The organism is Delftia sp. DLF01 (genome assembly GCF_014852125.1).
Taxonomy (GTDB): Bacteria; Pseudomonadota; Gammaproteobacteria; order Burkholderiales; family Burkholderiaceae_C; genus Comamonas; species Comamonas acidovorans.
The window spans coordinates 1697517-1718176 of sequence record NZ_JACVAZ010000001.1; the positions used below are offsets into that span (position 1 = coordinate 1697517).

16 protein-coding genes are annotated in these 20660 nt (G+C 66.4%); 7 read left to right on the forward strand and 9 right to left on the reverse strand.

Features of this window, described 5'->3' with window-relative positions; translation table 11 throughout:
* Positions 1–26 precede the first annotated feature (26 nt).
* The 4 genes from IB269_RS07575 to IB269_RS07590 all read left to right on the forward strand — a co-directional run bounded on the left by IB269_RS07575 (position 27) and on the right by IB269_RS07590 (position 6276).
* On the forward strand, positions 27–1178 hold the full coding sequence (locus IB269_RS07575; RefSeq protein ID WP_192366791.1) for an efflux RND transporter periplasmic adaptor subunit: 1152 nt from the start codon (positions 27–29) through the stop codon (positions 1176–1178).
* Positions 1178–4294, forward strand: a complete 3117-nt coding sequence (locus IB269_RS07580) for an efflux RND transporter permease subunit (RefSeq protein ID WP_192366792.1) — start codon at positions 1178–1180, stop codon at positions 4292–4294. Before IB269_RS07575 ends, IB269_RS07580 begins: the two co-directional genes overlap by 1 nt.
* A 77-nt stretch (positions 4295–4371) precedes the next feature.
* Complete coding sequence (locus IB269_RS07585) at positions 4372–5649, forward strand: TolC family protein (protein WP_192366793.1); 1278 nt, start codon at positions 4372–4374, stop codon at positions 5647–5649.
* Between the two features lie 54 nt (positions 5650–5703).
* Positions 5704–6276 carry a hypothetical protein gene (locus IB269_RS07590; RefSeq protein ID WP_192366794.1) on the forward strand — a complete coding sequence of 191 codons (573 nt, stop codon included), beginning with the start codon at positions 5704–5706 and terminating at the stop codon, positions 6274–6276.
* Here the strand turns inward: IB269_RS07590 and IB269_RS07595 are convergent.
* Complete coding sequence (locus IB269_RS07595; RefSeq protein WP_192366795.1) at positions 6273–7160, reverse strand: LysR family transcriptional regulator; 888 nt, start codon at positions 7158–7160, stop codon at positions 6273–6275. The two genes, IB269_RS07590 and IB269_RS07595, sit on opposite strands and share 4 nt — an antisense overlap.
* A gap of 75 nt (positions 7161–7235) precedes the next feature.
* Between IB269_RS07595 and IB269_RS07600 the strand changes: the two genes are divergently transcribed.
* Positions 7236–8174 carry a DMT family transporter gene (locus IB269_RS07600; RefSeq protein WP_192366796.1) on the forward strand — a complete coding sequence of 313 codons (939 nt, stop codon included), beginning with the start codon at positions 7236–7238 and terminating at the stop codon, positions 8172–8174.
* Positions 8175–8198: 24 nt separating this feature from the next.
* On the opposite strand, the gene IB269_RS07605 is transcribed toward IB269_RS07600, so the two are convergent.
* The 5 genes from IB269_RS07605 to IB269_RS07625 form a co-directional block, all read right to left on the reverse strand.
* Positions 8199–9794, reverse strand: coding sequence for a bifunctional aspartate transaminase/aspartate 4-decarboxylase (locus tag IB269_RS07605; RefSeq protein WP_192366797.1), 1596 nt, complete (start codon positions 9792–9794; stop codon positions 8199–8201).
* A 54-nt stretch (positions 9795–9848) separates the two neighbouring features.
* The gene (gene aspT / locus IB269_RS07610; RefSeq protein WP_034398603.1) at positions 9849–11540 is read right to left on the reverse strand and encodes an aspartate-alanine antiporter; all 1692 of its coding nucleotides are present in this window, start codon (positions 11538–11540) and stop codon (positions 9849–9851) included.
* A gap of 374 nt (positions 11541–11914) precedes the next feature.
* The gene (gene araD / locus IB269_RS07615; protein WP_192366798.1) at positions 11915–13642 is read right to left on the reverse strand and encodes an L-arabinonate dehydratase; all 1728 of its coding nucleotides are present in this window, start codon (positions 13640–13642) and stop codon (positions 11915–11917) included.
* Between the two features lie 14 nt (positions 13643–13656).
* On the reverse strand, positions 13657–14496 hold the full coding sequence (locus IB269_RS07620) for an HpcH/HpaI aldolase family protein (protein WP_192366799.1): 840 nt from the start codon (positions 14494–14496) through the stop codon (positions 13657–13659).
* Positions 14497–14516: 20 nt separating this feature from the next.
* On the reverse strand, positions 14517–15533 hold the full coding sequence (locus tag IB269_RS07625; protein WP_192366800.1) for a Bug family tripartite tricarboxylate transporter substrate binding protein: 1017 nt from the start codon (positions 15531–15533) through the stop codon (positions 14517–14519).
* Between the two features lie 169 nt (positions 15534–15702).
* On the opposite strand from IB269_RS07625, the gene IB269_RS07630 reads away from it, so the two are divergent.
* Both IB269_RS07630 and IB269_RS07635 read left to right on the forward strand, forming a co-directional pair.
* Positions 15703–16737: a LacI family DNA-binding transcriptional regulator gene (locus tag IB269_RS07630; protein WP_192366801.1), complete on the forward strand. Its 1035-nt coding sequence runs from the start codon at positions 15703–15705 to the stop codon at positions 16735–16737.
* 317 nt (positions 16738–17054) lie between these two features.
* Entirely contained in the window at positions 17055–18497 is a 1443-nt protein-coding gene (locus IB269_RS07635; protein ID WP_192366802.1) for an iron-containing redox enzyme family protein, read from the forward strand.
* A 41-nt stretch (positions 18498–18538) separates the two neighbouring features.
* Here the strand turns inward: IB269_RS07635 and IB269_RS29015 are convergent, their stop codons facing one another.
* The 3 genes from IB269_RS29015 to IB269_RS29025 all read right to left on the reverse strand — a co-directional run bounded on the left by IB269_RS29015 (position 18539) and on the right by IB269_RS29025 (position 20428).
* A complete protein-coding gene (locus tag IB269_RS29015; protein WP_225613986.1) occupies positions 18539–19027 on the reverse strand; it encodes a hypothetical protein in 489 nt (162 codons plus the stop codon).
* A 133-nt stretch (positions 19028–19160) separates the two neighbouring features.
* Positions 19161–19652, reverse strand: coding sequence for a hypothetical protein (locus tag IB269_RS29020; protein WP_225613987.1), 492 nt, complete (start codon positions 19650–19652; stop codon positions 19161–19163).
* Positions 19653–19918: 266 nt separating this feature from the next.
* Positions 19919–20428 (reverse strand): hypothetical protein, encoded by a 510-nt coding sequence (locus IB269_RS29025; protein ID WP_225613988.1) that lies wholly within the window; start codon positions 20426–20428, stop codon positions 19919–19921.
* Between the last annotated feature and the right edge of the window lie 232 nt (positions 20429–20660).

Below are 20660 nucleotides of genomic sequence, written 5' to 3' on the forward strand. Positions count from 1 at the left end.
GTTCGTCTTTTTTCCCGGAGTCAGGAATGATGTTTTCCCCATGGCTGCTGGCCGGCGCATTTGCGCTGCCAGCCGTCGGCATGGCCGCCCAGGCCCAGGTCGCACCCGCAAGCCCGCCCAATCCCCCGTCCGGACCCACATCCGGATCTGCATCCACGCCCACATCCGTTGCCTTGTCCGCCGAACAGGCACAGGCGCTGGGCGTGCGTTTCGAACCCATTCAGGCGGCACAGCGCATCGAGGTCTCGGCCCACGCTCGCGTCGTGCTGCGGGCCGATGCCCAGGCCGTGGTGGCCGCCCCCTATGCGGGCGCGGTGCCGCGCGTGCTCGTGGCCCTGGGCCAGACGGTGCGCACCGGCCAGCCGGTGGCGGTGTTCACCAGCCCGCAGCTGTATGAGGCGCGGCGCGCGCTGCTGGAGGCCGAGTCCCAGTCGCGCCTGGCACGCCAGGCCCTGGCGCGCGACCAGGCGCTGCATGAGGACGGCATCATCGCCGCCAGCCGCTGGCAGGCCACGCAGGCCCGCGCCGCCGAGGCCGCGGCCATGGCCCAGGCGCGGCGCGCCGAACTGGCCGCCAGCGGCCTGCAGTTCGTCGGCAACGAGGTGCACCTGGTGGCGCCCCGCGCAGGCCTGGTGACCGAGGTGCTGGCGGTGCCGGGCGCGCGGGTGGAGGCCTCGGCGCCGCTGCTGCGCGTGGCCGACCCCACGGCGCTGGAACTGGACCTGCTGCTGGGCCGCGAGGTGCCGCTGCCCGGCGTGGGCGACCGCGTTCAGGTGGCGGCGCGCGGTGCGCAGGGCAAGGTGGCTGGCATGGCCCCGGTCGGTGATGGATCGGCCGGCATGCGGGTGCGCGTTGCGCTGGAACGCGCTGGCGACCTGCGCGTGGGCGAAAGCGTGACCGCGTCGCTGGCCCTGGCTGGTGCGGACGCCGGGCCTTCCGGTGGATCTGCCGGTGGCTCTGGCGGTGCACGCCTGCGCGTGCCCGCTGCGGCGCTGGCGCATTGGAACAACCGCACCGGCGTCTTTGTCGCCACCGGGCAGGGGGCACGCTTCATGCCGCTGTCCGTGGAGGCCAGCGACGAGGCCACGGCCGTGGTGCGCGGCACGTTGCCGCCCAAGGCGCGCATTGCCGTGACGGGCATTGCCGCTCTCAAGGGCCTGCTGGGCGGGGGTGAGTGATGCTGGCGCGCCTCATCGATTTTTCGCTGCGCCAGCGCGCGCTGGTGCTGATGGCCGCCTGCGCGCTGGCCCTGGCCGGTGCCTGGGCCTATGTGCACCTGCCCATCGATGCCTTCCCGGACATCTCGCCCACCCAGGTCAAGGTGATCCTGAAGGTGCCCGGCATGACGCCCGAGGAGGTGGAGCAGCGCGTCTCCACGCCCGTTGAGCAGGAACTGCTGGGCCTGCCGCACAAGACCATGGTGCGCTCGGTGTCCAAGTACGGCATCAGCGACGTGACCGTGGATTTCAGCGAGGGCACGGACGTGTACTGGGCGCGCCAGCAGGTGTCCGAGCGGCTGGCCGGCCTGCAGCGCGAGCTGCCCGCCACGGCCGAAGGGGGGCTTGCCCCCATCACCACGCCGCTGGGCGAGATGTTCATGTTCACCATCGACGGTGAGCAATGGTCTCTGGCCGAGCGCCGCCATGTGCTGGACTGGGTGATTCGCCCTGCGCTGCGCACCGTGGCTGGCGTGGCCGACGTGAATGCCCTGGGCGGCATGGTGCGCGGCTACGAGGTGATCCCCGACCCCGCCCGGCTGCGGGCGCGCGGCGTGACGCTGGACCAGCTGCGCCAGGCGCTGGAGGCCAACAACCGCAACGACGGCGCAGGCCGGCTGGACCGCGGGGAAGAGCACTGGGTGGTGCGCGTGGAAGGCGGCGTGCGCGGGCTGGACGACCTGCGTGCCATTGTCGTGGCGCCCGCCCATGAGGGGCGCGTTGCCGCCACCGTGGGCGATGTGGCCACCGTGCGCCTGGGCGAAGCCACGCGCAACGGCGCCGTCAGCCGCGACGGGCGTGGCGAAGCCGTGCAGGGCCTGGTGCTGGGACTGCGCGGGGTGGATGCGCGCAGCCTGGTGGACGCCGTGCAGGCGCGGCTGGACGAACTGGCTCCCCGGCTGCCCAAGGGCATGAGCACCCAGGTCTTCTACAACCGGGGCGACCTGGTCTCGCGCGCGGCGGGCACCGTGGTGCGCGCCCTGGTCGAGGCCAGCGTGCTGGTGCTGGTCACGCTCTACCTGTTCCTGGGCGGGCTGCGGGCGGCCCTGGTGGTGGCGGCCACGCTGCCGCTGTCCATGCTGGCCACCTTCCTGCTGATGCGCCATGCGGGCCTGACGGCCAACCTGATGAGCCTGGGCGGCCTGGCCATCGCCCTGGGCATGCTGGTGGATGCCGCGGTGGTGGTGGTGGAGAACATAGAGACCGCGCTGGCGAATGAGTCTGCGGGCGCAACGGCCATCGAAACGGCAGGCAGCGCCCCGCCGCAGGACCGGGCCGTGCTGATCCGCCAGGCGGTCTCGGCGGTCTCCGTGCCCATGTTGGCCGGCGTGTCCATCATTGCCATCGTGTTCCTGCCGCTGCTCACGCTGCAGGGGCTGGAGGGCAAGCTGTTCGCGCCGGTGGCGCTGACCATCGTGCTGGCGCTGGGAGCCTCGGTGCTCATCGCCTTCACCGTGGTGCCTGCGCTGGCCTCGCTGCTGCTGCGCTCGCATGGCGGCGATGAACCCTGGCTGATGCGGCGCGTGGCCCGGGGCTTCGAACGCATGCAGCGCTGGAGCCTGGCCCACCGGCCTGCGGTCTTCGGCATTGCCGGGGCATCGCTGGCCGGGGCGGCCGTGCTCTACCTGTCCGTGGGCAAGACCTTCATGCCCACCATGGATGAGGGCGACATGATCGTGCAGCTGCAAAAGACGCCCTCCATCTCGCTGGCCGCTTCGCTGGACATGGACGGGCGCGTGCAGCGCGCGCTGCTGGAGCAGGTGCCCGAGATCCGCTCCATCGTCGCGCGCACGGGCTCGGACGATCTGGGCCTGGACCCCATGGGCCTGAACGAGACCGATACCTTCCTGGTGCTGCGCCCGCGCGACGAGTGGCGCGGCAGCAAGGAAGACATCGCCGAGGCCATACGCCAAGTCATGCAGGGCTTTCCGGGGCTCATCTACGGCTTCACCCAGCCCATAGAAATGCGTGTCTCCGAAATGCTGACCGGCACGCGCGGCGACGTGGCAATCAAGATCTTCGATCCTGACCTGGCGCGGCTGGACACTGCCGCCCAGGCCGTGGCCGCGCGCATGCGTGCGGTGGCCGGGGCCTCCGAAGTCATCGCGCCCAGCAACAGCGGCGTGCAATACCTGCAGGTGGCGCTCAACCGCGCGGCGCTGGGCCAGTCCGGGCTCAGTGGCGATGGCCTGCAGGCGCAACTGCGCGCCCTGGTGGAAGGCGAGCGCATTGGCATCGTGCCCGAAGGCGTGGCGCGCACGCCGCTCATCCTGCGCGGCGGGGCGGCGCTGCGCCAGTCGCCCGAAGGCCTGGCCGGGCTGCTGGTGACGGCGGCGGACGGCAGCAGCTGGCCGTTAACTTCCCTGGCCACGCTGGCGGCCCGCGACGGCCCCGTGCGCGTGGACCACGAAAACGGCGCACGCTTCGCCGTGGTGCAGGTCAACGTCGAAGGGCGCGACCTGGCCAGCTTTGTGCGCGATGCCCAGGCGGCCATCGCCAGTGATGCCGGCCTCAAGGACATGCGCATCGTCTGGGGCGGCCAGTTCGAGAACCAGCAGCGCGCCGCCGCGCGGCTGGCGCTGGTGGTGCCGCTGGCGCTGGGCGCCATCTTCGTGCTGCTGGTGCTGACCTTCCGCTCGCCCAGGCAGGCGCTGCTGGTCATTGCCAACATCCCGTTCGCGCTGGTGGGCGGCATGGCAGCGCTGAGTGCGGCGGGCGAGTACCTGTCGGTGCCTGCCTCCGTGGGCTTCATCGCGCTGCTGGGCATTGCGGTGCTCAACGGCGTGGTGCTGGTATCGCACTTCAACAACCTGCTGGCTGCGGGCCAGCCCCTGTCCCAGGTGGTGCGGCACGGCGTGCGCGACCGGCTGCGGCCCGTGCTGATGACGGCCTGCATCACCGCGCTGGGCATGGTGCCGCTGCTGCTGGCCAGCGGGCCGGGCTCGGAGATCCAGCGGCCGCTGGCCATCGTGGTGGCGGGCGGGCTGGTCAGTTCCACGGCGCTGACCCTGCTTCTGCTGCCCTTGCTGTTCGAACGCTTCGGCCTGCCGCGCCGCCAGAGGGAGGCCCGGCCATGAACGCCACCCGCACCCACACCACCTCCCCCCACTGCAGGGCGCAAGGCCTTGCCGGACTCTCTTTCAGGAACATGCCCATGAAACCCCTGCTGCATGCCTGGGCCGCTGCCTTGCTGTGTGCCTGCGCTGTCCAGGCCCAGGCCCAAAGCCATCTGCCGCCCGAGGCCGCCGTGCGCGAGGCCGTGGCCCGCTCTCCTGCCGTGCAGGCGGCCGACGCCGCGCAACGCGGCGCTGCGGCGCGCGCCCAGGCCCTGCGCGCCGGCCCGCATGAAACCGTGGTGCGTGCCAGCGGCCAGCGCCGCTGGGTGCACGACGGCTCGGGCCAGCGCTTTACCGAGGGGCAGATCGCCATCGAGCGCCCGCTGCGCCTGGGCGGCAAGGCCGAGTCCGATGCGCAGCTTGCCGAAGCGACCCAGGCCGCATCGCGCGTGGCGGCCCAGGATGTACGGCACGAAGCCGCACGCCAGTTGCTGGCGCTGTGGTTTGCCGCACAGCGCGCAGGCCAGGCGCAGCAGACCGCCCGGGACAATGCCGACGCTGCCGCCGAATTGGCCCGCGTCACCGAACGCCGGCTGCGCGCAGGCGATGCGGCCAGGCTGGACGCCGAACTGGCCGCAGCCGAGCACGCGCGCATGCAGGCCGCGCTGGCAACGGCGCAGGCCGCGTACCAGGCGGCCCAGGCCGACCTGCAGGCACGGTTTCCGGGCCTGGAGGCTGCGCGGACGAAGGAGGGGGAGGCTGCGCCACCGCTGCTGGATCTGCCACCGCAGCCCGATCTGCCACCGCTGCCGCAGCAGCCACCGGCCCAGCTGCGCCTGCGCTACATAGAGCACAGCCACGAATACCTGCTGGCCCAGGCCGAGGAAACCCTGGCCCTGCGCCAGGCCCGCCGTGCCGACCTGGAACGTCGGCCCGATCCCACCGTGGGCGTGTTCGCCACCAGCGAGCGAGGGGGAAGCGAGCGCATTGCGGGCGTCAGCCTGTCCGTGCCCCTGGGCTCGGTGCACCGCCAGGCCCAGGCCGACCAGGCCCTGGCCGATGCAGATGCCGCGCTGTCCCGCCGCCTGGCGGCCGAGCGCCGCCTGGGCGCGGAGTTCGACGTGCTCTGGAGCCTGCTGGCCGGCAAGCGCGCCGCCGCCCAGGCCCAGGCCCGCGCTGCCGCACTGCAGCAGGGCGCCGCCGACCGCGCGCTGCGCGCCTACCGCGCCGGTGAATCGGGCCTGACCGAACTGCTGGCCGTGCGCCGCACCCTGGCCGAAGCGCTGCTGGCCGAACGCCTGGCCCGCAGCGAGGCGCTGGAGGGCGACAGCCGCCTGCGGCTGGATCTGCATGAGCTGTGGGATTTTGATGACTGAGTGCGGCTGCAGCCCTCGACAATCCGTGTACAGCGACCCAACCCCAGCCAATCCATGAGACCCAGGATCCCTCCCCTCAAACGTCTGCTTGTTCTCGTCATGGTGGTGGTGCCAGCCCTGGCCTGGTGTCTGGTCAAGCCAGTGCGCGTGATGGCTCCCGGGCTGGTCGGTGTGTCCTGTACGGCGGACCGGATCTGCGTGGACGATGTCTCGCGGCTGGAGCAGGCCAGCGCCATGGTGGAGGAGGCCCATGGATTCCTGGCGGCGCGCCTGGGCACTGCGCCGCACCGGCCCCGGGTGGTGTTCTGCGCCACCCAGGCCTGTGCGGACAGCTTCGGGCTGGGCGCGCGCTCTGCCATGAACCTGGCGGGCCTGGGCACGGTCATAGGCCCCAGGGCCTGGACCGCCTACTACCTCCGCCATGAACTCATCCACCAGGTGCAGAGCGAGCAACTCGGCATCGTCCGCATGCTGCTGCGGCCCGCATGGTGGACCGAAGGCATGGCCTACGACCTCAGCGAGGACCCGCGCCCCGTGCTCGCCGAGCCCTGGCAAGGCTACAGAGCCAGATTCCATGCATGGCATGCCCGGGCTGGCGACGCGGGGTTGTGGACTGCGCCGCTCTAGGGTCGACCACCACCCAGCGTCGCAATCAACTGCCCGTACATGGCATCCACGGCCGCCGAGCCCTGCGAGGCCTTGCTGCGCAGGGCCGACACTTCCATGGACACCAGCGGCGGCAGCTCGAAGCCGGCCGGCAGGTTTTGCAGCACCTGCAGGTGCGGGGGCACGCTGCAGCGCGTGAACACGGCCACGGCCAGGCCGCTTTCCACGGCGGCCAGCTGGCCGGCAAGGCTGGAGCTGTGATAGACCACGCGGTGCGCGCGCCGCTGGGCCGCCAGGCTGGACAGCGCCGCCGTGCGCGCCAGGCTGGCGGCCTCGTAGACGGCAATCGGCAGGGGATTCTTCCTCCACACCTCGTGCTGCGGCGCGCCCACCCAGACCAGAGGCTCGTGGAACAGCAGGCGCCCGCGCTGCGGCCTGTCGCGCGAGACCAGGGCCAGGTCCAGCGTGCCGCGCACCACTTGCGGGATGAGTGCGGTGGACTGCTCGCAGGTCAGCTCGATCTCCACGCCCTGGTAGCGGCCTGCAAAGCTGCGCAGCACGGGCGTCAGATAGGTGGATGCGTAGTCGTCCGGCACGCCCAGCCGCACGCGCCCGGACAGGTCGGGGCCGAACAGAGCCGCCTGCGCCTGGGCCTGCAGCTCCAGCATGCGCCGCGCATAGCCCAGCAGCTCCGCGCCGGCTGGCGTCAGTTGCAGATGGCGCGGGCCGCGCAGCAGCACGGGCTGGCCCAGGGCGGTCTCCAGCTTCTTGATCTGCATGCTCACGGCGGCCTGTGATCGGTGCAGCAGCGGCGCGGCAGCCGACAGCGAGCCCGCATCCACCACGGCCACCAGGGCACGCAGCCAGTCGATCTGCAAGTCGGGGTGGTTCACGGCACGCTCCATGGATTCGAATATCGAATACTAAACCTGCAAACTATTTGCTTTACGAGAATTTCCTGCCACGAGACGATCGCGGCCATGCAAGACAGAACCCATTCCTTACGGGCCGCATCCGTAGCCTCCGCCGCGCCCGCACAAGCCGCTTCCACAGCGCAGGAGACACGCGGCCAGTGGCTGATGATCGCGGGCGGCGTGCTGCTGGGCACGGTCGGCATATTTGTGGAAGAGGCCCGCCAGCACCCGTTGGTCACCGTGCTGTTTCGCTGCGCCTTCGGCGCGCTGGCGCTGCTGGCCTGGGGCCTGGCCACGGGCCGCATGGGGGAGTTGCGCGTGCGCGGCAGGAGTTGGCCGGTGGTGGTGGCCACCGGCGTCCTCATGGTGATGAACTGGGCGCTGTTCTTTGCCGCCATACCGCGCACCTCCATTGGCGTGGCCACCATCGTGTTCCACATCCAGCCGGTGTGGATCATGCTGTTCGGCACCCTGGTGCTGCGCGAGGCCGTGGCGCCACGGCAGGTGGCGGCCATGTTGGCGGCGTTGCTGGGACTGGTGTTGAGCACGGGGCTGCTGGGTGGCGATGCGGCAGCCTGGGGGCCAGACCATGTGTCCGGACTGCTCATGTGCCTGGCCGGCTCGCTGTGCTATGCGGCCGTGACCATCCTGGCCAAGACCGAGAAAGTGGTCACGCCGTTTGCGCTGGCCTGGTGGCAATGCGCGGTCGGCACCGTGCTGCTGCTGTGGGTGCCGCTGGTTCATGGCTGGCCGCAGGCGCCGTCGTCCTGGGCTTGGCTGGCAGGGCTGGGCGTGCTGCACACGGGCCTGGCCTACGCCATTCTCTTTGCGGGCATGGCCCGCCTCACGCTGGGCCGCATCGCCGTGCTGCAGTACGTCTATCCGTTGACGGCCATCGTGCTGGACTGGACCGTCTACGGGCGCGCGCTGGGCGCTGTGCAACTGGCCGGTGTGGGCCTGATGGCCGGGGCGCTGCTGGTGGTCAAGGCCCGACAGCTGCGATGAGCCGTGCGGGCCCTGGCATAGGGCCTACTCCTTGCACAGCGCCTTGTACTGCTCGTACAGCTCGTCGGCCAGCCGGCGCAGGGCGCGGCCTATGGCGGCGTACTCGTACTCGTTGAGGTTGGCCAGCGAGGCACGGCCGGAAGGCCGGTCGGACCCGAAGCCACGGCCCGGCAGCAGCACGATGCCGGTCTCATCGGCCACGCGGAACAGCATGTCGCCCGTGGACGACTGCTGCACGGCCCATTGCGAGAAGGCCTCGCCGTAGAGCCGGCAGGTCACGTTCTGCAGGTCGATCAGCGTGTAGTAGTTGACCGAGTTGGGATTTTCCAGCGGGGGCATGCCCAGTTCGCGGTACAGCGTGGCCTCGCGGCGGCGGATCAGCTGCTTGAGCGCCTGCTTGTAGGCGTCCGCTTCATCCATGAGCGCAAACAGCGAGAACAGTACCATCTGCACCTGCTGCGGCGTGGACAGGCCGGCCGTGTGGTTCAGCGCCACCACGCGGCTGTCGGCCACCAGGCGGTCGATGAACTTGAGCGAGCGCACATCGGGCAGCAGCGAGCGGTAGCGGTGGTCCAGCGCCTTCTTGGCGGACTCGGGCAACTGCGCCAGCGCATGGTCGAACACGTTGTCCTTATGCGCCGCGATCACCCCCAGGCGCCAGCCCGTGGCCCCGAAATACTTGGAGAACGAATACACCAGCAGCGTGTTCCGGGGGCAGACCGAGAACAGCGACTGGAATTCATCGGCAAAGGTGCCGTAGACATCGTCGGTGAGGATCAGCAGGTCGGGCCGATGCTCGGCCACGATGGCGCGCACGCGGTCCAGGCTGCGCTGGTCCATCTTCACGGACGGCGGGTTGCTGGGGTTCACGCAGAAGAAGATCTTGACGTCCGGGTCCTTGAGCTTGTCCAGCTCGGCGTCGGAGTACTGCCAGCCGTTGTCGGGGTCGGCGTGGATGGGCACTTCCTTGAGGTCGTACTGGGCCAGTTCGGGGATCTCTATATATGGCGTGAACACCGGCATGCCGATGGCCACCTTGTCGCCGGCCTTGAGCAGGCCGCTGATGCGCAGGCTTTCGAAGATATAGGCCATGGCCGCCGTGCCGCCCTCGACCGCGAACAGGTCCACCGACTCGGGCGGCACTGCGCCGCCTGCCATCTCGCGGACGATGTACTGGCGCACGACCTGCTCGCTCACGGTGAGCATGCGCGGCGGCACGGGGTAGTTGCAGCCCAGGATGCCGTCCACCATCTCGTGCAGGAAGGCGGCGGGGTCCAGCCCCAGCTGGTCGCGCACATAGCTCAGCGACTTGCCCAGGAACTTCACGCCCTCCTGGTCGCGGTGCTCGGCGATGAAGCGCTCGAAGCGCCCCTCGATGCCGTCGAGCTTGGCCAGCCCGCCCACGCCCACCGTCATGTAGGAGTACGACAGCTCCGACTCCGCCGCCGCGAACAGCCCCAGCCGGAAGAAGGCCCGGCGCGGCGTGGTCGCCAGGAAGTTGGGATTGCCGCGCCCCGCATTGAGCATGAGGCGGTTGGCCTTGCCCGAGGCCACCTTGATCAGTTCGTCCTTGAGTTCGAACGGGCTCAAATTCGCCAGACTCCGATAATCCTTGCTCATTGCGCAGCTCCTTGTGATGGTCCTTGGTGGTCCTTGGGAATAGATCAGGGGTGTTCAGGCAAAGGCGATGACCAGCGGGCCCAGCAATGTGAGGAACACATTGGCCAGCGCATAGGTGATCGCAAACGGTGCCGTGGGAATCGAGTTGCCGGCCTTGTCCAGAATCTCGCCAAACGCCGGGTTGGCGCTGCGCGCCCCCGACAGCGAGCCCGCGAACACGGCCACGTTGTCATAGCGCAGCACGTACTTGCCGAACAGCATGGCGATCAGCAGCGGCACGATGGTCACCACCACGCCCAGCAGGAACAGCGTCAGGCCCTGCTGCATCACCGTGGTCACGGCCTGCTGGCCCGACTGCAGGCCCACCATGGCCACGAAGCCGGCCAGGCCCAGGTCGCGCAGCAGCGTGGAAGCGGCCGTGGGCATGTTGCCGAAGGTGTGCTTGCGGCTGCGCCACCAGCCGAACAGCAGGCCCGCCAGCAGGGCGCCGCCGCCGCTGCCCAGCGTGATGGGAATGGAGCCCAGGCGCAGCACCAGGAGCCCAATCAGCAGGCCCACCGTGATGCCCAGGCCATGGAAGACAAAGTCCGTCTTGTCGCTGGGCACGATGATGGGCCCCACCGACTGCGCAGCCTTTTGCACATCCTGCGGCGTGCCAAACAGCGTCACCACATCGCCAGGCATGACCATGGTGGCCGGCGCAATCGGCACCGGCGTGCCCGCGCGCATCAGCGCCACTGCGTACACGCCGTGCTTGAACTCCTGCGACAGGCTGTCCAGGATGTCCTTCACGCTGCGGTTCAGGTACTGGTTGTTGGAGATGGCCACGTCGCGCCGCACCATCACCACGTCCATGCCCTCGGCGCCCTGCAGCTCCTCGCCCACCGAGGCGCCCAGCGCCACCACGGCCGCGCGCCGGCCCACCAGCAAGATGATGTCGCCGGCCTCCAGCGCCAGGCTGCCGTCCACGCCCACCATCGCGTTCCTGCGCTGTATGCGCTCCACCGTCACCGTGCCGCCGTTGGCGGTGGCGCTGGCCTCCAGTTCGGCCACGGTGCGGCCTGCCTGTCCCACGCGGAAAATGCGCCCCACCAGATCCGGCACGGCCGGTGACTCGCCGGTTCCGTACACGCGCACGCCCTTGAGCAGCTCCTGCTCGGCCTGGATCGCGTCCTCGCGGATCTTGCGGCCCGTCAGCCACTGCAGCACGTTCACGCACATGATGATGGCGCCGAAGGAGCCGAAGATATAGGTCACCGCATAGCCGATGGCCACATTGGCCTGCATGCGCTGCACCTCGTCGGGCGCCAGTCCCAGCTTCTCGATGGCAGAGCCCGCCGTGCCGATGATGGCCGACTGCGTCAGCCCGCCCGCTGCCAGCCCCGCCGCCAGCCCCTTGTCCAGATGGAACACCCGGGCGATCACCACCACCGTGACCAGCCCCGACACGGCCACCACCAGGGCCATCAGGATCTCCTTGACCGACTGCCGTCCCAGCGAGCGGAAAAACTGTGGCCCGCTCTCGAAACCCACGGCATAGATGAACAGCGCGAACAGCACCGCCTTGATGCCCGAATCAATGGTCACCCCCACCTGGCTGATCAGCACCGCCGCCAGCAGCGACCCCGCCACGCCCCCCAGCTGGAACGACCCGAACCTGAACTTGCCCACCCAGTAACCGAGCGCCAAGGCCGCGAACAGCGCGATTTCCGGAGCCTGATGAAAGATGCTTCTGAGAAAGTCCACAGCCACCTCTGCTTCTGGGTTGAGGTCCACGGCGGTGCAAGGCAGCGGGGAAACGGGAACGGCTGCCCGCGAAGGGCAGGGGGCTTGCGTGCGCGTGGACCTGGGGGAAACGGTGTGTTGCTATTAGAAAATGCCTATCGATATCTGATGAATGCGGCGGTTTTCGTATTCATCAATATTCAATTGGATATGGCGTTTCCATTGGCTTGCTTGAATCAGTATCTTGTCGAAAACAGAGCCACTATTCATGACAAAAAGGAGTGGCGATGTAGGACTTGGCCGTCAGCCTGGAGGCGGCTGATGTCGTAGAAGCTGGACAGGCAGGGCTGCACGGGCCGCCCTGCGCCTGGGCAGACCCTGTGCCATTCACGCTCTCAAAAAATATCCGGCTCCGGCACAGCGCTCCCAAAACCCGTCTCCAGAAAATCAAAATCGCATCCCTCATTGGCCTGCAGGATATGGCGGCCGAACAGCCATCCATAGCCGCGCTCGTAGCGCGCGGGCGGGGGAATCCATGCGGCGCGGCGGGTGGCGAGTTCCGTGTCGCTGACTTCCAGGTGGATGCGGCGGGCGGGCACGTCCACCGTGATGCGGTCGCCCGTGCGCACCAGGGCCAGCGGCCCGCCCACGGCGGACTCGGGCGAGCAGTGCAGCAGGCAGCCGCCGTAGCTGGTGCCGCTCATGCGGGCGTCGGACAGGCGCAGCATGTCCTTCACGCCTTGCTTCAGCAGCCTGGTGGGAATGGGCAGCATGCCCCATTCGGGCATGCCCGCGCCCTTGGGGCCGGCGTTGCGCAGCACCAGGATGTCTTCGCCGTTCACATCGAGATGGGGGTCGTCCACGGCCTGCTTGAGGCTGGGGTAGTCGTCGAATACCAGCGCGCGGCCTGTGTGGCGCAGCAGGTGCGGGGCGCAGGCGCTGGGCTTGATGACCACGCCGTCCGGCGCCAGGTTGCCGCGCAGCACGGCCAGCGCCCCTTCGGCGTAGATGGGGCTGGACAGGGGGCGGATCACGTCGTCCTGGTGGACCTGGCTGCCCGCAATGTTCTCGCCCAGGGTCTTGCCGTTGACCGTCATGGCCCCGGTGTCCAGATGCGGGCGGATGCGTTCCAGCAGGGCGCGCAGGCCGCCTGCATAGAAGAAATCCTCCATCAGATAGCGGTCGCCGCTGGGCCGGATGTTGGCGATCACGGGCACGCGGCGGCTGAAGGCGTCGAAGTCATCGAGGCTGACCGGATGGCCCGCGCGCCGCGACATGGCGATCAGGTGAATGATGGCGTTGGTGGAGCAGCCCATGGCCATGGCGCAGGCAATGCCGTTCTCGAAATGCGCACGCGTGAGCATGCGGGCGGGCGTGAGGTCTTCCCACACCATCTGCACGATGCGGCGGCCGCACTCGGCGCTCATGCGGATGTGGTTGGCGTCGGCGGCCGGAATGGACGAAGCGCCGGGCAGCGCCAGGCCCACGGCCTCGGCAATGCCCATCATGGTGGCCGCCGTGCCCATGGTCATGCAGGTGCCGTGGCTGCGGGCAATGCCGGCTTCCATCTCGCGCCAGGCCTGCTCGTCCAGGCGGCCGGCGCGGCGTTCGTCCCAGAACTTGAAGGCGTCCGAGCCCGAGCCCAGCACCTGCCCCTTCCAGTTGCCGCGCAGCATGGGGCCGGCCGGCAGGTAGATGAAGGGAAGGCCCATGGAGATCGCCCCCATGGTCAGCCCCGGCGTGGTCTTGTCGCAGCCGCCCATGAGCACGGCGCCGTCCACCGGGTGGCTGCGCAGCAGCTCCTCCGTCTCCATGGCCAGGAAGTTGCGATAGACCATGGTCGTGGGCTTGACCATGCTTTCCGACAGCGAGATGGCCGGCAGCTCCAGCGGAAAGCCGCCCGCCTGCAGCACGCCGCGCTTGACGTCTTCCACGCGCTGCCTGAAGTGGGCATGGCACTGGTTGGCATCGCTCCAGGTGTTGACGATGGCGATCACGGGCTTGCCCATCCAGTCCTCGTAGCCATAGCCCATCTGCAGCACGCGCGAGCGGTGGCCGAAGGAGCGGAAATCATCGGGAGCAAACCAGCGTGCGCTGCGCAGGGATTCGGGGGAACGTGTCATGGTTGTGGGGCTCCTCAGTAGCTGCCGGCAGTGGATGCGGGCCCTGGCGGGTTCGCGGCCAGCGGCCTTTTCCTGAAGCGCGCCGCCGCCGCATCCAGCCCGTCGCGCAGCAAGAGCGTGTCCAGCGCCACGGCCACGAACTGCGCGCCCAGCTCCAGGCATTCGCGCGCCCGTGCCTCGTCCACCATCAGGATCCCCGGCGCCTTGCCGCAGGCGCGGATGCGGGCAATGGCCTGGTCGATGGCCCGGTTCACCACAGGGTGGCGCGCCTGGCCCGGATAACCCAGGCTGGCCGACAGGTCGGCGGGGCCGATGAAGATGCCGTCCACGCCATCGACGGCCGCAATCGCCTCTATCTGCTCCAGCGCCTCGGCCGTCTCCACCTGCACCAGCAGGCATAGCTCGTCGGCCGCACGTGCCACATAGTCGGCCGTGCGCCCGAAGTTGGCCGCGCGAGTGGAACCGCCCATGCCGCGCATGCCCTGGGGTGCATAGCGCATGGCGCGCACGGCATCCCGCGCTTGCTGCGCGTTCTGCACAAAGGGCAGCAGCAGGGACTGGGCGCCCAGGTCCAGGTAGCGCTTGATCAGCACCGCATCGTTGCAGGCGGGCCGCACCACGGCATGCACGGGCAGGGCGCCCGGTGCGGGCAGGGCGGCGGCCACGGCCTGCAGCTGGCCCAGCATCAGCGGCACGTCGGTGGGCGTGTGCTCGGTATCGAGCAGCACCCAGTCGTAGCCCGCGCCGCCGATCATCTCGCAGACAAAGGGAGAGGGAATGGTGGACCACAGGCCGATCTGCGGGCGGCCTTCGCGCAGCGCGCGCTTGAACGTATTGGTGGGCAGCATGCTCATGGGGGCTTTCCTGAAGCTGTTCATTGGACCTGGATGTTTCCCTTGCGCACCACCTCGCTCCAGCGCGCCACCTCGGCGGCGATGAAGCTGGCGGCCTGGGCGGGCGTGCCCGGCGTGGGCTCGTTGCTCATGGCGGCCAGCCGGGCCACCACCTCGGGCTCGGCCAGGAGGGACTGGCAGGCCTGGTTGAGCCGCTCCACCACATCGGCCGGCATGCCCGGCGGCCCCGCCAGGCTGGTCCATGAATAGTTGACGACCTGCGGCTGGCCGGCCTCGGCCATGGTGGGCACATCGGGCAGGGCCGCCAGACGCCGCTCGCCTGCCACGGCCAGCGCACGCAGCTTGCCCGCCTGCGCAAAGCCCACGGCCGAGGTGGCGGGCACGAACAGCAGGTCGGCCTGGCCGCCCATCACATCGGTCATGGCGGGCACATCGCCCTTGTAGGGAACGTTGTTGAAGCTCACGCCGGCCGCCTGGCGCAGCAGCTCCGTCGTCACATGGCTGGACGAGCCAATGCCCGTCAGCGCCACATTCACCGTGCCGGGGCTGGCCTGGGCCAGGGCCACCACATCGGCCACCGAAGCGACCTTCAGCCTTGGCGAGGCCAGCAGCAGCATGGGCCCGCGCCCCAGCATGGCAATGTGCGTGAAATCCCGCCGCGCGTCGTACCTCACGTTGGAATTGACCAGCTGGTTGATGGCATGCGTGCCCGGCCCGCCAATCACCAGCGTGTAGCCATCGGCCCGCGCCCGCGCCACGGCCTCGGAGGCCAGCGAGCCATTCACGCCGGGCCGGTTCTCCACCACCACGGGCTGACCCAGGCGCTGCGACAGGCGCTCTCCCACCAGCCGGCCCACCACATCGGTCTGGCCACCGGGAGGGAAGGGAATCACCAGCGTGATCGGCCGGATGGGCCAGGCGGCCTGGGCGTGGGCCTGGGACTGGGCCGGTGCCGGGGCCAGCATCGAGGCCGGAGCCAGGGCCGCAGCCAGCAGGCGCGCCATGGCGCTGCGGCGGTTGGAGAGCGAAGGGCGCATGGTGGTCTCCTCTTGAATGATTGCGCAATCATTTCAAGCAAAGGCAGCACTCTCCATTCGGACGTACGAGAGGAAACAATCAGACCGTGCTGATGGACATCATCGTTAACATGACCACGCAATCATCCTCAAGCCGCCTCTCCATCGCCATTCCAGGCAAAGGCCTCGCATGACCCTCCGCACCCTGCGCAACGCCAATGCGCCCACGCTCAAGGACCTGGCCCGCATTGCCGGCGTGTCGCCCATCACCGCCTCTCGCGCGCTGCACCGGCCTGAACTGGTGGCCGAGGCCACGCGGCTGCGCGTGGCGCAGGCCGTGGAGCAATCGGGCTACGTGCCCAACTCCCTGGCTGGCGGGCTGACCTCGCGCCAGACGCGGCTGGTGGCGGCCATCGTGCCCTCGGTGGGGCACTCGCTGTTTTCCGACATGCTCGATGCGCTCATCCACACCCTGGCCGCGCAGCGCTATGAAACCACGCTGGGCATCTCCAGCTATGACCCGGAGCATGAGGAAACCTGGCTGGCCGCCATGCTCAGCCGCCGCCCGGACGGCATCGTGCTCACCGGCACCGAGCACACGGCCCGCACGCGGCGCCTGCTGGTCAATGCCGACGTGCCCGTGGTCGAACTCTGGGACTACCAGCCCCATCCGCTGGACATGGTGGTCGGCTTCTCGCAGGAGGACGCAGGCCGCGCCGCCTTCCGTCACCTCGCCGCCTGCGGCTACCGGCGCCCGGCCATCCTGCGCGCCGACGACAGCCGCGCCGCCCGCCGTGCCCTGGGCTTCACCCGCGCCGCCGCGGAAGCCGGTGCCCCGGTTCCCGCGCAAATCGTCTTCTCGGAAGCCATCCCCCAATCCGGCCGTGGCCGTGATGCCTTGAACGCCCTGCGCGCCCAGGTACCGGAGGCCGATGCCGTCTTCTGCAGCTCCGATGCGCTGGCGCAAGGCGTGCTCTCCCACGCCCACGCGCTGGGCCTGCGCATGCCCGAGGAATTCGGCGTGCTGGGCTTTGGCGACCAGGCCCTGGCGCTGGACGCCTGGCCCGCCCTGTCCACCGTGCGCGTGGACGGCGCCGCCATCGGCCGCCTGGGCGCAGAGGCGCTGATTGCGCGCATGGCCGGTGGCGTGGCGGCGGCAGCGCAGGATATGGGGTTTGAGGTGGTGGGGAGGGGGAGTACGCGTGGGCACCAAGATGCGCGCTGAACGCCAGCGTGAGGCGATGGCCGGGCAGCGACAGGAAGACCGGCTTTATCTCAGTATCAGCAAGACGCCGCGCTAGTCCATAACCGGGCCCCAGCCCACGCCCAGCAGGCCGGCGCCCAGTACCAGCCAATGCTCGCCGGGAAGGCCGGGCCGGGTCCTGTTCCACTGCCATGAGCGCGGGCGCCAGGGCGACGGCGGTCCGGCCCGGGCGCCTGCGCCAAAGGTAGGCGTATTACGACGCACAGGAAGGCGTTGGCCCGATGGCTGTACCGAGGGCCACACCGCATCCTGAAGGCGTTACGGACCAAAGCCCCACCATGAACACAGAACTGCTGGACCCCCCACGTACCGAACTGGCCGCTGGCGCAGGCACGCTTGAGCCTTCTTTCCTGCATGTGCCGCTCTACGAGCGCCTGGCCAACCATCTGCCCACCGAACAGGAGCGCGAGGCTGCTGCGGACTTCCTGCACGGCGTGATCGCCGAGACCTCTGCCGATGCCGATGGCCTGCCGGACAACCCGGAGCACCTGACCGACTGGATGCGTGCCAATGTCGAAAAAGTGCACGCCCAGTACCAGGCCTACCTGGCAGAGCGCAAGGCGGGTGCCGCTCGCCGCTACTTCGGCAACCGCGCCCATGCGCTGTACTTCCTGCGCAATGTGGCCCCTACCAAGCTGGTGGACGGTTCCTGGCTCTACGGCCTGTGCGCGCACGCGGGCAACTCACGCATGTCGGACCTGGTCACCACCTATGTGGAAGAACTGGGCGACGGCATGGCCGACAAGAACCACGTCAAGCTCTACCGGGAACTCCTGGCCAGGTATGGCCTTGATCCCGTGGAGGACCTGCCCGACGACCTGTACCGGCAGGGGCTGGTACAGCTGGCGTTGGGCTGGAATGCGCAGCAGTTCCTGCCCGAGATCGTGGGATTCAACCTGGGCTATGAGCAATTGCCGCTGCACCTGCTCATCACCGCCTACGAACTCAATGAACTGGGGATAGATCCCTACTACTTCACGCTGCATGTCACCGTGGACAACGCCGACACCGGCCATGCCCGGCGCGCCTGCATTGCCGCCTGGGAGAACGCGCCGCGCATTGACGATGGCGGCGAATACTGGCGCCGCGTACGCGCAGGCGCCCGGCTGGCAGACACGGGCACCAGCACGCTGGACGTGATCAGGTCGTTCGATATCGAAGCTGAGGTGGTGCGCATCCTGGCGCGCAAATCGCCTTCCGGGCATGGCGCGCACTCGGACTTCTGCAAGGTGGCCGGCCGCAGCGTCAATGACTGGCTGTCCCGTCCGCAGGACATGCCTGCCTTCCTGGGCGCGCTGGAGCAGGCACGCTGGATACAACGCAACCGGCCTGCGGAGGAAAGCCGCTTCTGGCAGCTGCTGCAGGGCGAGCGGGCAGAGATGTTCGGTGTTTTCTCCCCCTATGAGCTGCAAGTCATTCATGACTGGCTGCGTGGGCCGGCCAGTGCGGATGGCGCCTCCTTCGAATCCGTGGCCGAGCCCGGCAAACCGGCGCGGCGCATGAGCTTTCGCGTGGCCGAGCGCCTGCGCACATCCCGTGGCGCGCGGCCGGACCCGGGCCGCAGCGCGCAGGAACTGGACACCGACCTGATGCTCTTCGAGCAGCGCTACTCCACGCTCGATCCAGCGGCCCAGCATGAGTTGCTGGTACAGGCCATGTCACCGGGCCTGCACTGGACGCCCCTGGGCCTGCGCGCCACCCGCCTGTTCCTGGGCCGGTAGGCCATTCGACCCCTCTTTACCTACCCGGGAAAATCATCGGGTCATTGGGCAAGACGGGCTTGCTCTTTGACCCATTCCCGGCTTTTGCCACGCACGCACCATTCTGGGTTTTTGACCCAGTCCATAGAATCTTTATTTGAGTGGCCTTCTAGAATATTACAGTGTGTATATCCGAGTTGGGGCATGGCGTAGTACTGCAAAGGTAGTATTGCAAAAAATCCGACAGCGGCAAAGAATATATTGACGAAAGTGGAAGAGAGGAGAATGCATTCCACCTTTTTAAGTGTTCGCTTTTTGAAAGGAATTGCGTTGGCAATAACTGCCACTATCAATGTCAATGGGATTGCCCAGAAGGAGCCTATCATTGGAGATAGCGGTGTTATTCTAACGACTGGTGAAAGATTAAAGAGATCTAGAGTCTCCGGTATAACAATTTCACGGATAAGGTAAAAATCGGTAATAAGCAGCACTATGGCAAAAGGAATAGCCCAAATAATATTTTTTCTGTTCTGCTTGACGCGATCTTGCATTGTGTATTCCTGGCTGCTAATTTTTGCTGCTGTTTCTGCGCGGCAAGACTGCTTGGTCTTTGATCAATAAAATTGAGCCAATTTCAGTAAATATAGTAACTGCAGCCGTTGCGTTCAAAAAGGTACGGCTGCCTTATTTCCCCAAACGAGCTTGCTCATTGACCCATTCCCGGCTTTTGCCTCGTATACACCAATCGGGATTTTTGATCCAGTCGGTGAAATATATGGTGGGATGATCTTCCAGAATGTTGCACCGTGTATAACCAAGCTTTGGCATGGCATAGTATTGCAGAGGGGTGATGACAAAGAAACAGAGAAGCACAACGCCAGTCCCTGTGAATACTGAGAAGGCAAAGATACGCTCCGCTATTTTTAAAGTCGGCTCTTTGCAGGGAATTGATTTTTGTATCATGGCAATAATTCCTGTGACTGCAATTACTGGGAAATATAAAATTGCCAGATGAAGTGGTGTAATTCTCACTGACGCAGAAGAACTCTTTAGGTCAATGATGGTGTTGAGAAAGGAGTATTTGATGCTCCAGATTGATAGAGCCAAAATCAGTAAAAATGATGGAATACTCCATATTAGAGATTTTCTGATTTGGGCTATGTCTGTTGCTTGCATTTAAGTTCTTGTTAATTTTTTAATAGGCGCTAGCCTATTGATAGATTAGGGTGAACAGGTACACGTCATTGGTCAGTATGGGATGATCTGATCTTCATTCGCTACCTATGCTGTGACGAATGATCAGATTCAAGTGCTTGGCTTAATGTCTAAGGAAACTCGAAGGACCTGCGGGGAGCCTGCGAGGAGTCTTTCTAGTACATAGGGAGTCAAACTATGCGGGATAGGCAAAGAATACTGCGTGCCTTGTGGTCTGTGCCTTTTATTTATGGATTTGACTCAGTGCTACCGGCTAGTCGGGCTTGCTGTTTTACCCACTCTCGGCTTTTGCCACGCACGCACCAGTCAGGATTTTTCACCCAATCTGAATAATAAATATTTGGGTGGCCTTTTAATATATTGCAACGGGTATAGCCTAGTTTTGGCATGGCATAGTGCTGCAAAGGAGTAATAATAAAAAGACAAAAAAGCATAAGTAAAATGCCGGCAAATAGAGAAGTTTTTAAAATCCGCTCCGGAATTTTTGTTATGTCTGCCTTGCATGGAATTGCCTTTTGTATCATGATGGTAATTCCTGAAGCTGAAATGATTGGTGCGCATAGTGCAACCAAATCGGAAGGCGTTATTCTTATTGTTGGAGATAGATTTCTCAAGTCATATATTGTTTCAAGAAGAGAATATTTTATACTCCAAATTGATATGATCAGCATCAATAAAAAAGACGGTATACTCCATATCAAAGATTTGCGGATTAGACTGAGGCTTCTATCTTTCATCTGACTGATTAATAAATTATTCGATGAAAAGCGTACGGAAAGTTGCCTGACTATTCTGGTTGGGATGTTTATTTTTTCGTTTCACTGTTGCAGTGAAAATCTTCTGGCATTTTGACGTTGTCATTAAGATTCAGTACCTCTGTATGCATAGAAAAAGCACATGGCCACCATTTGCCAAATCTCCACGGCGAACGGTCGTGGTAAAGCGCTTGGCTCGGCGTTTGCGTTGAAA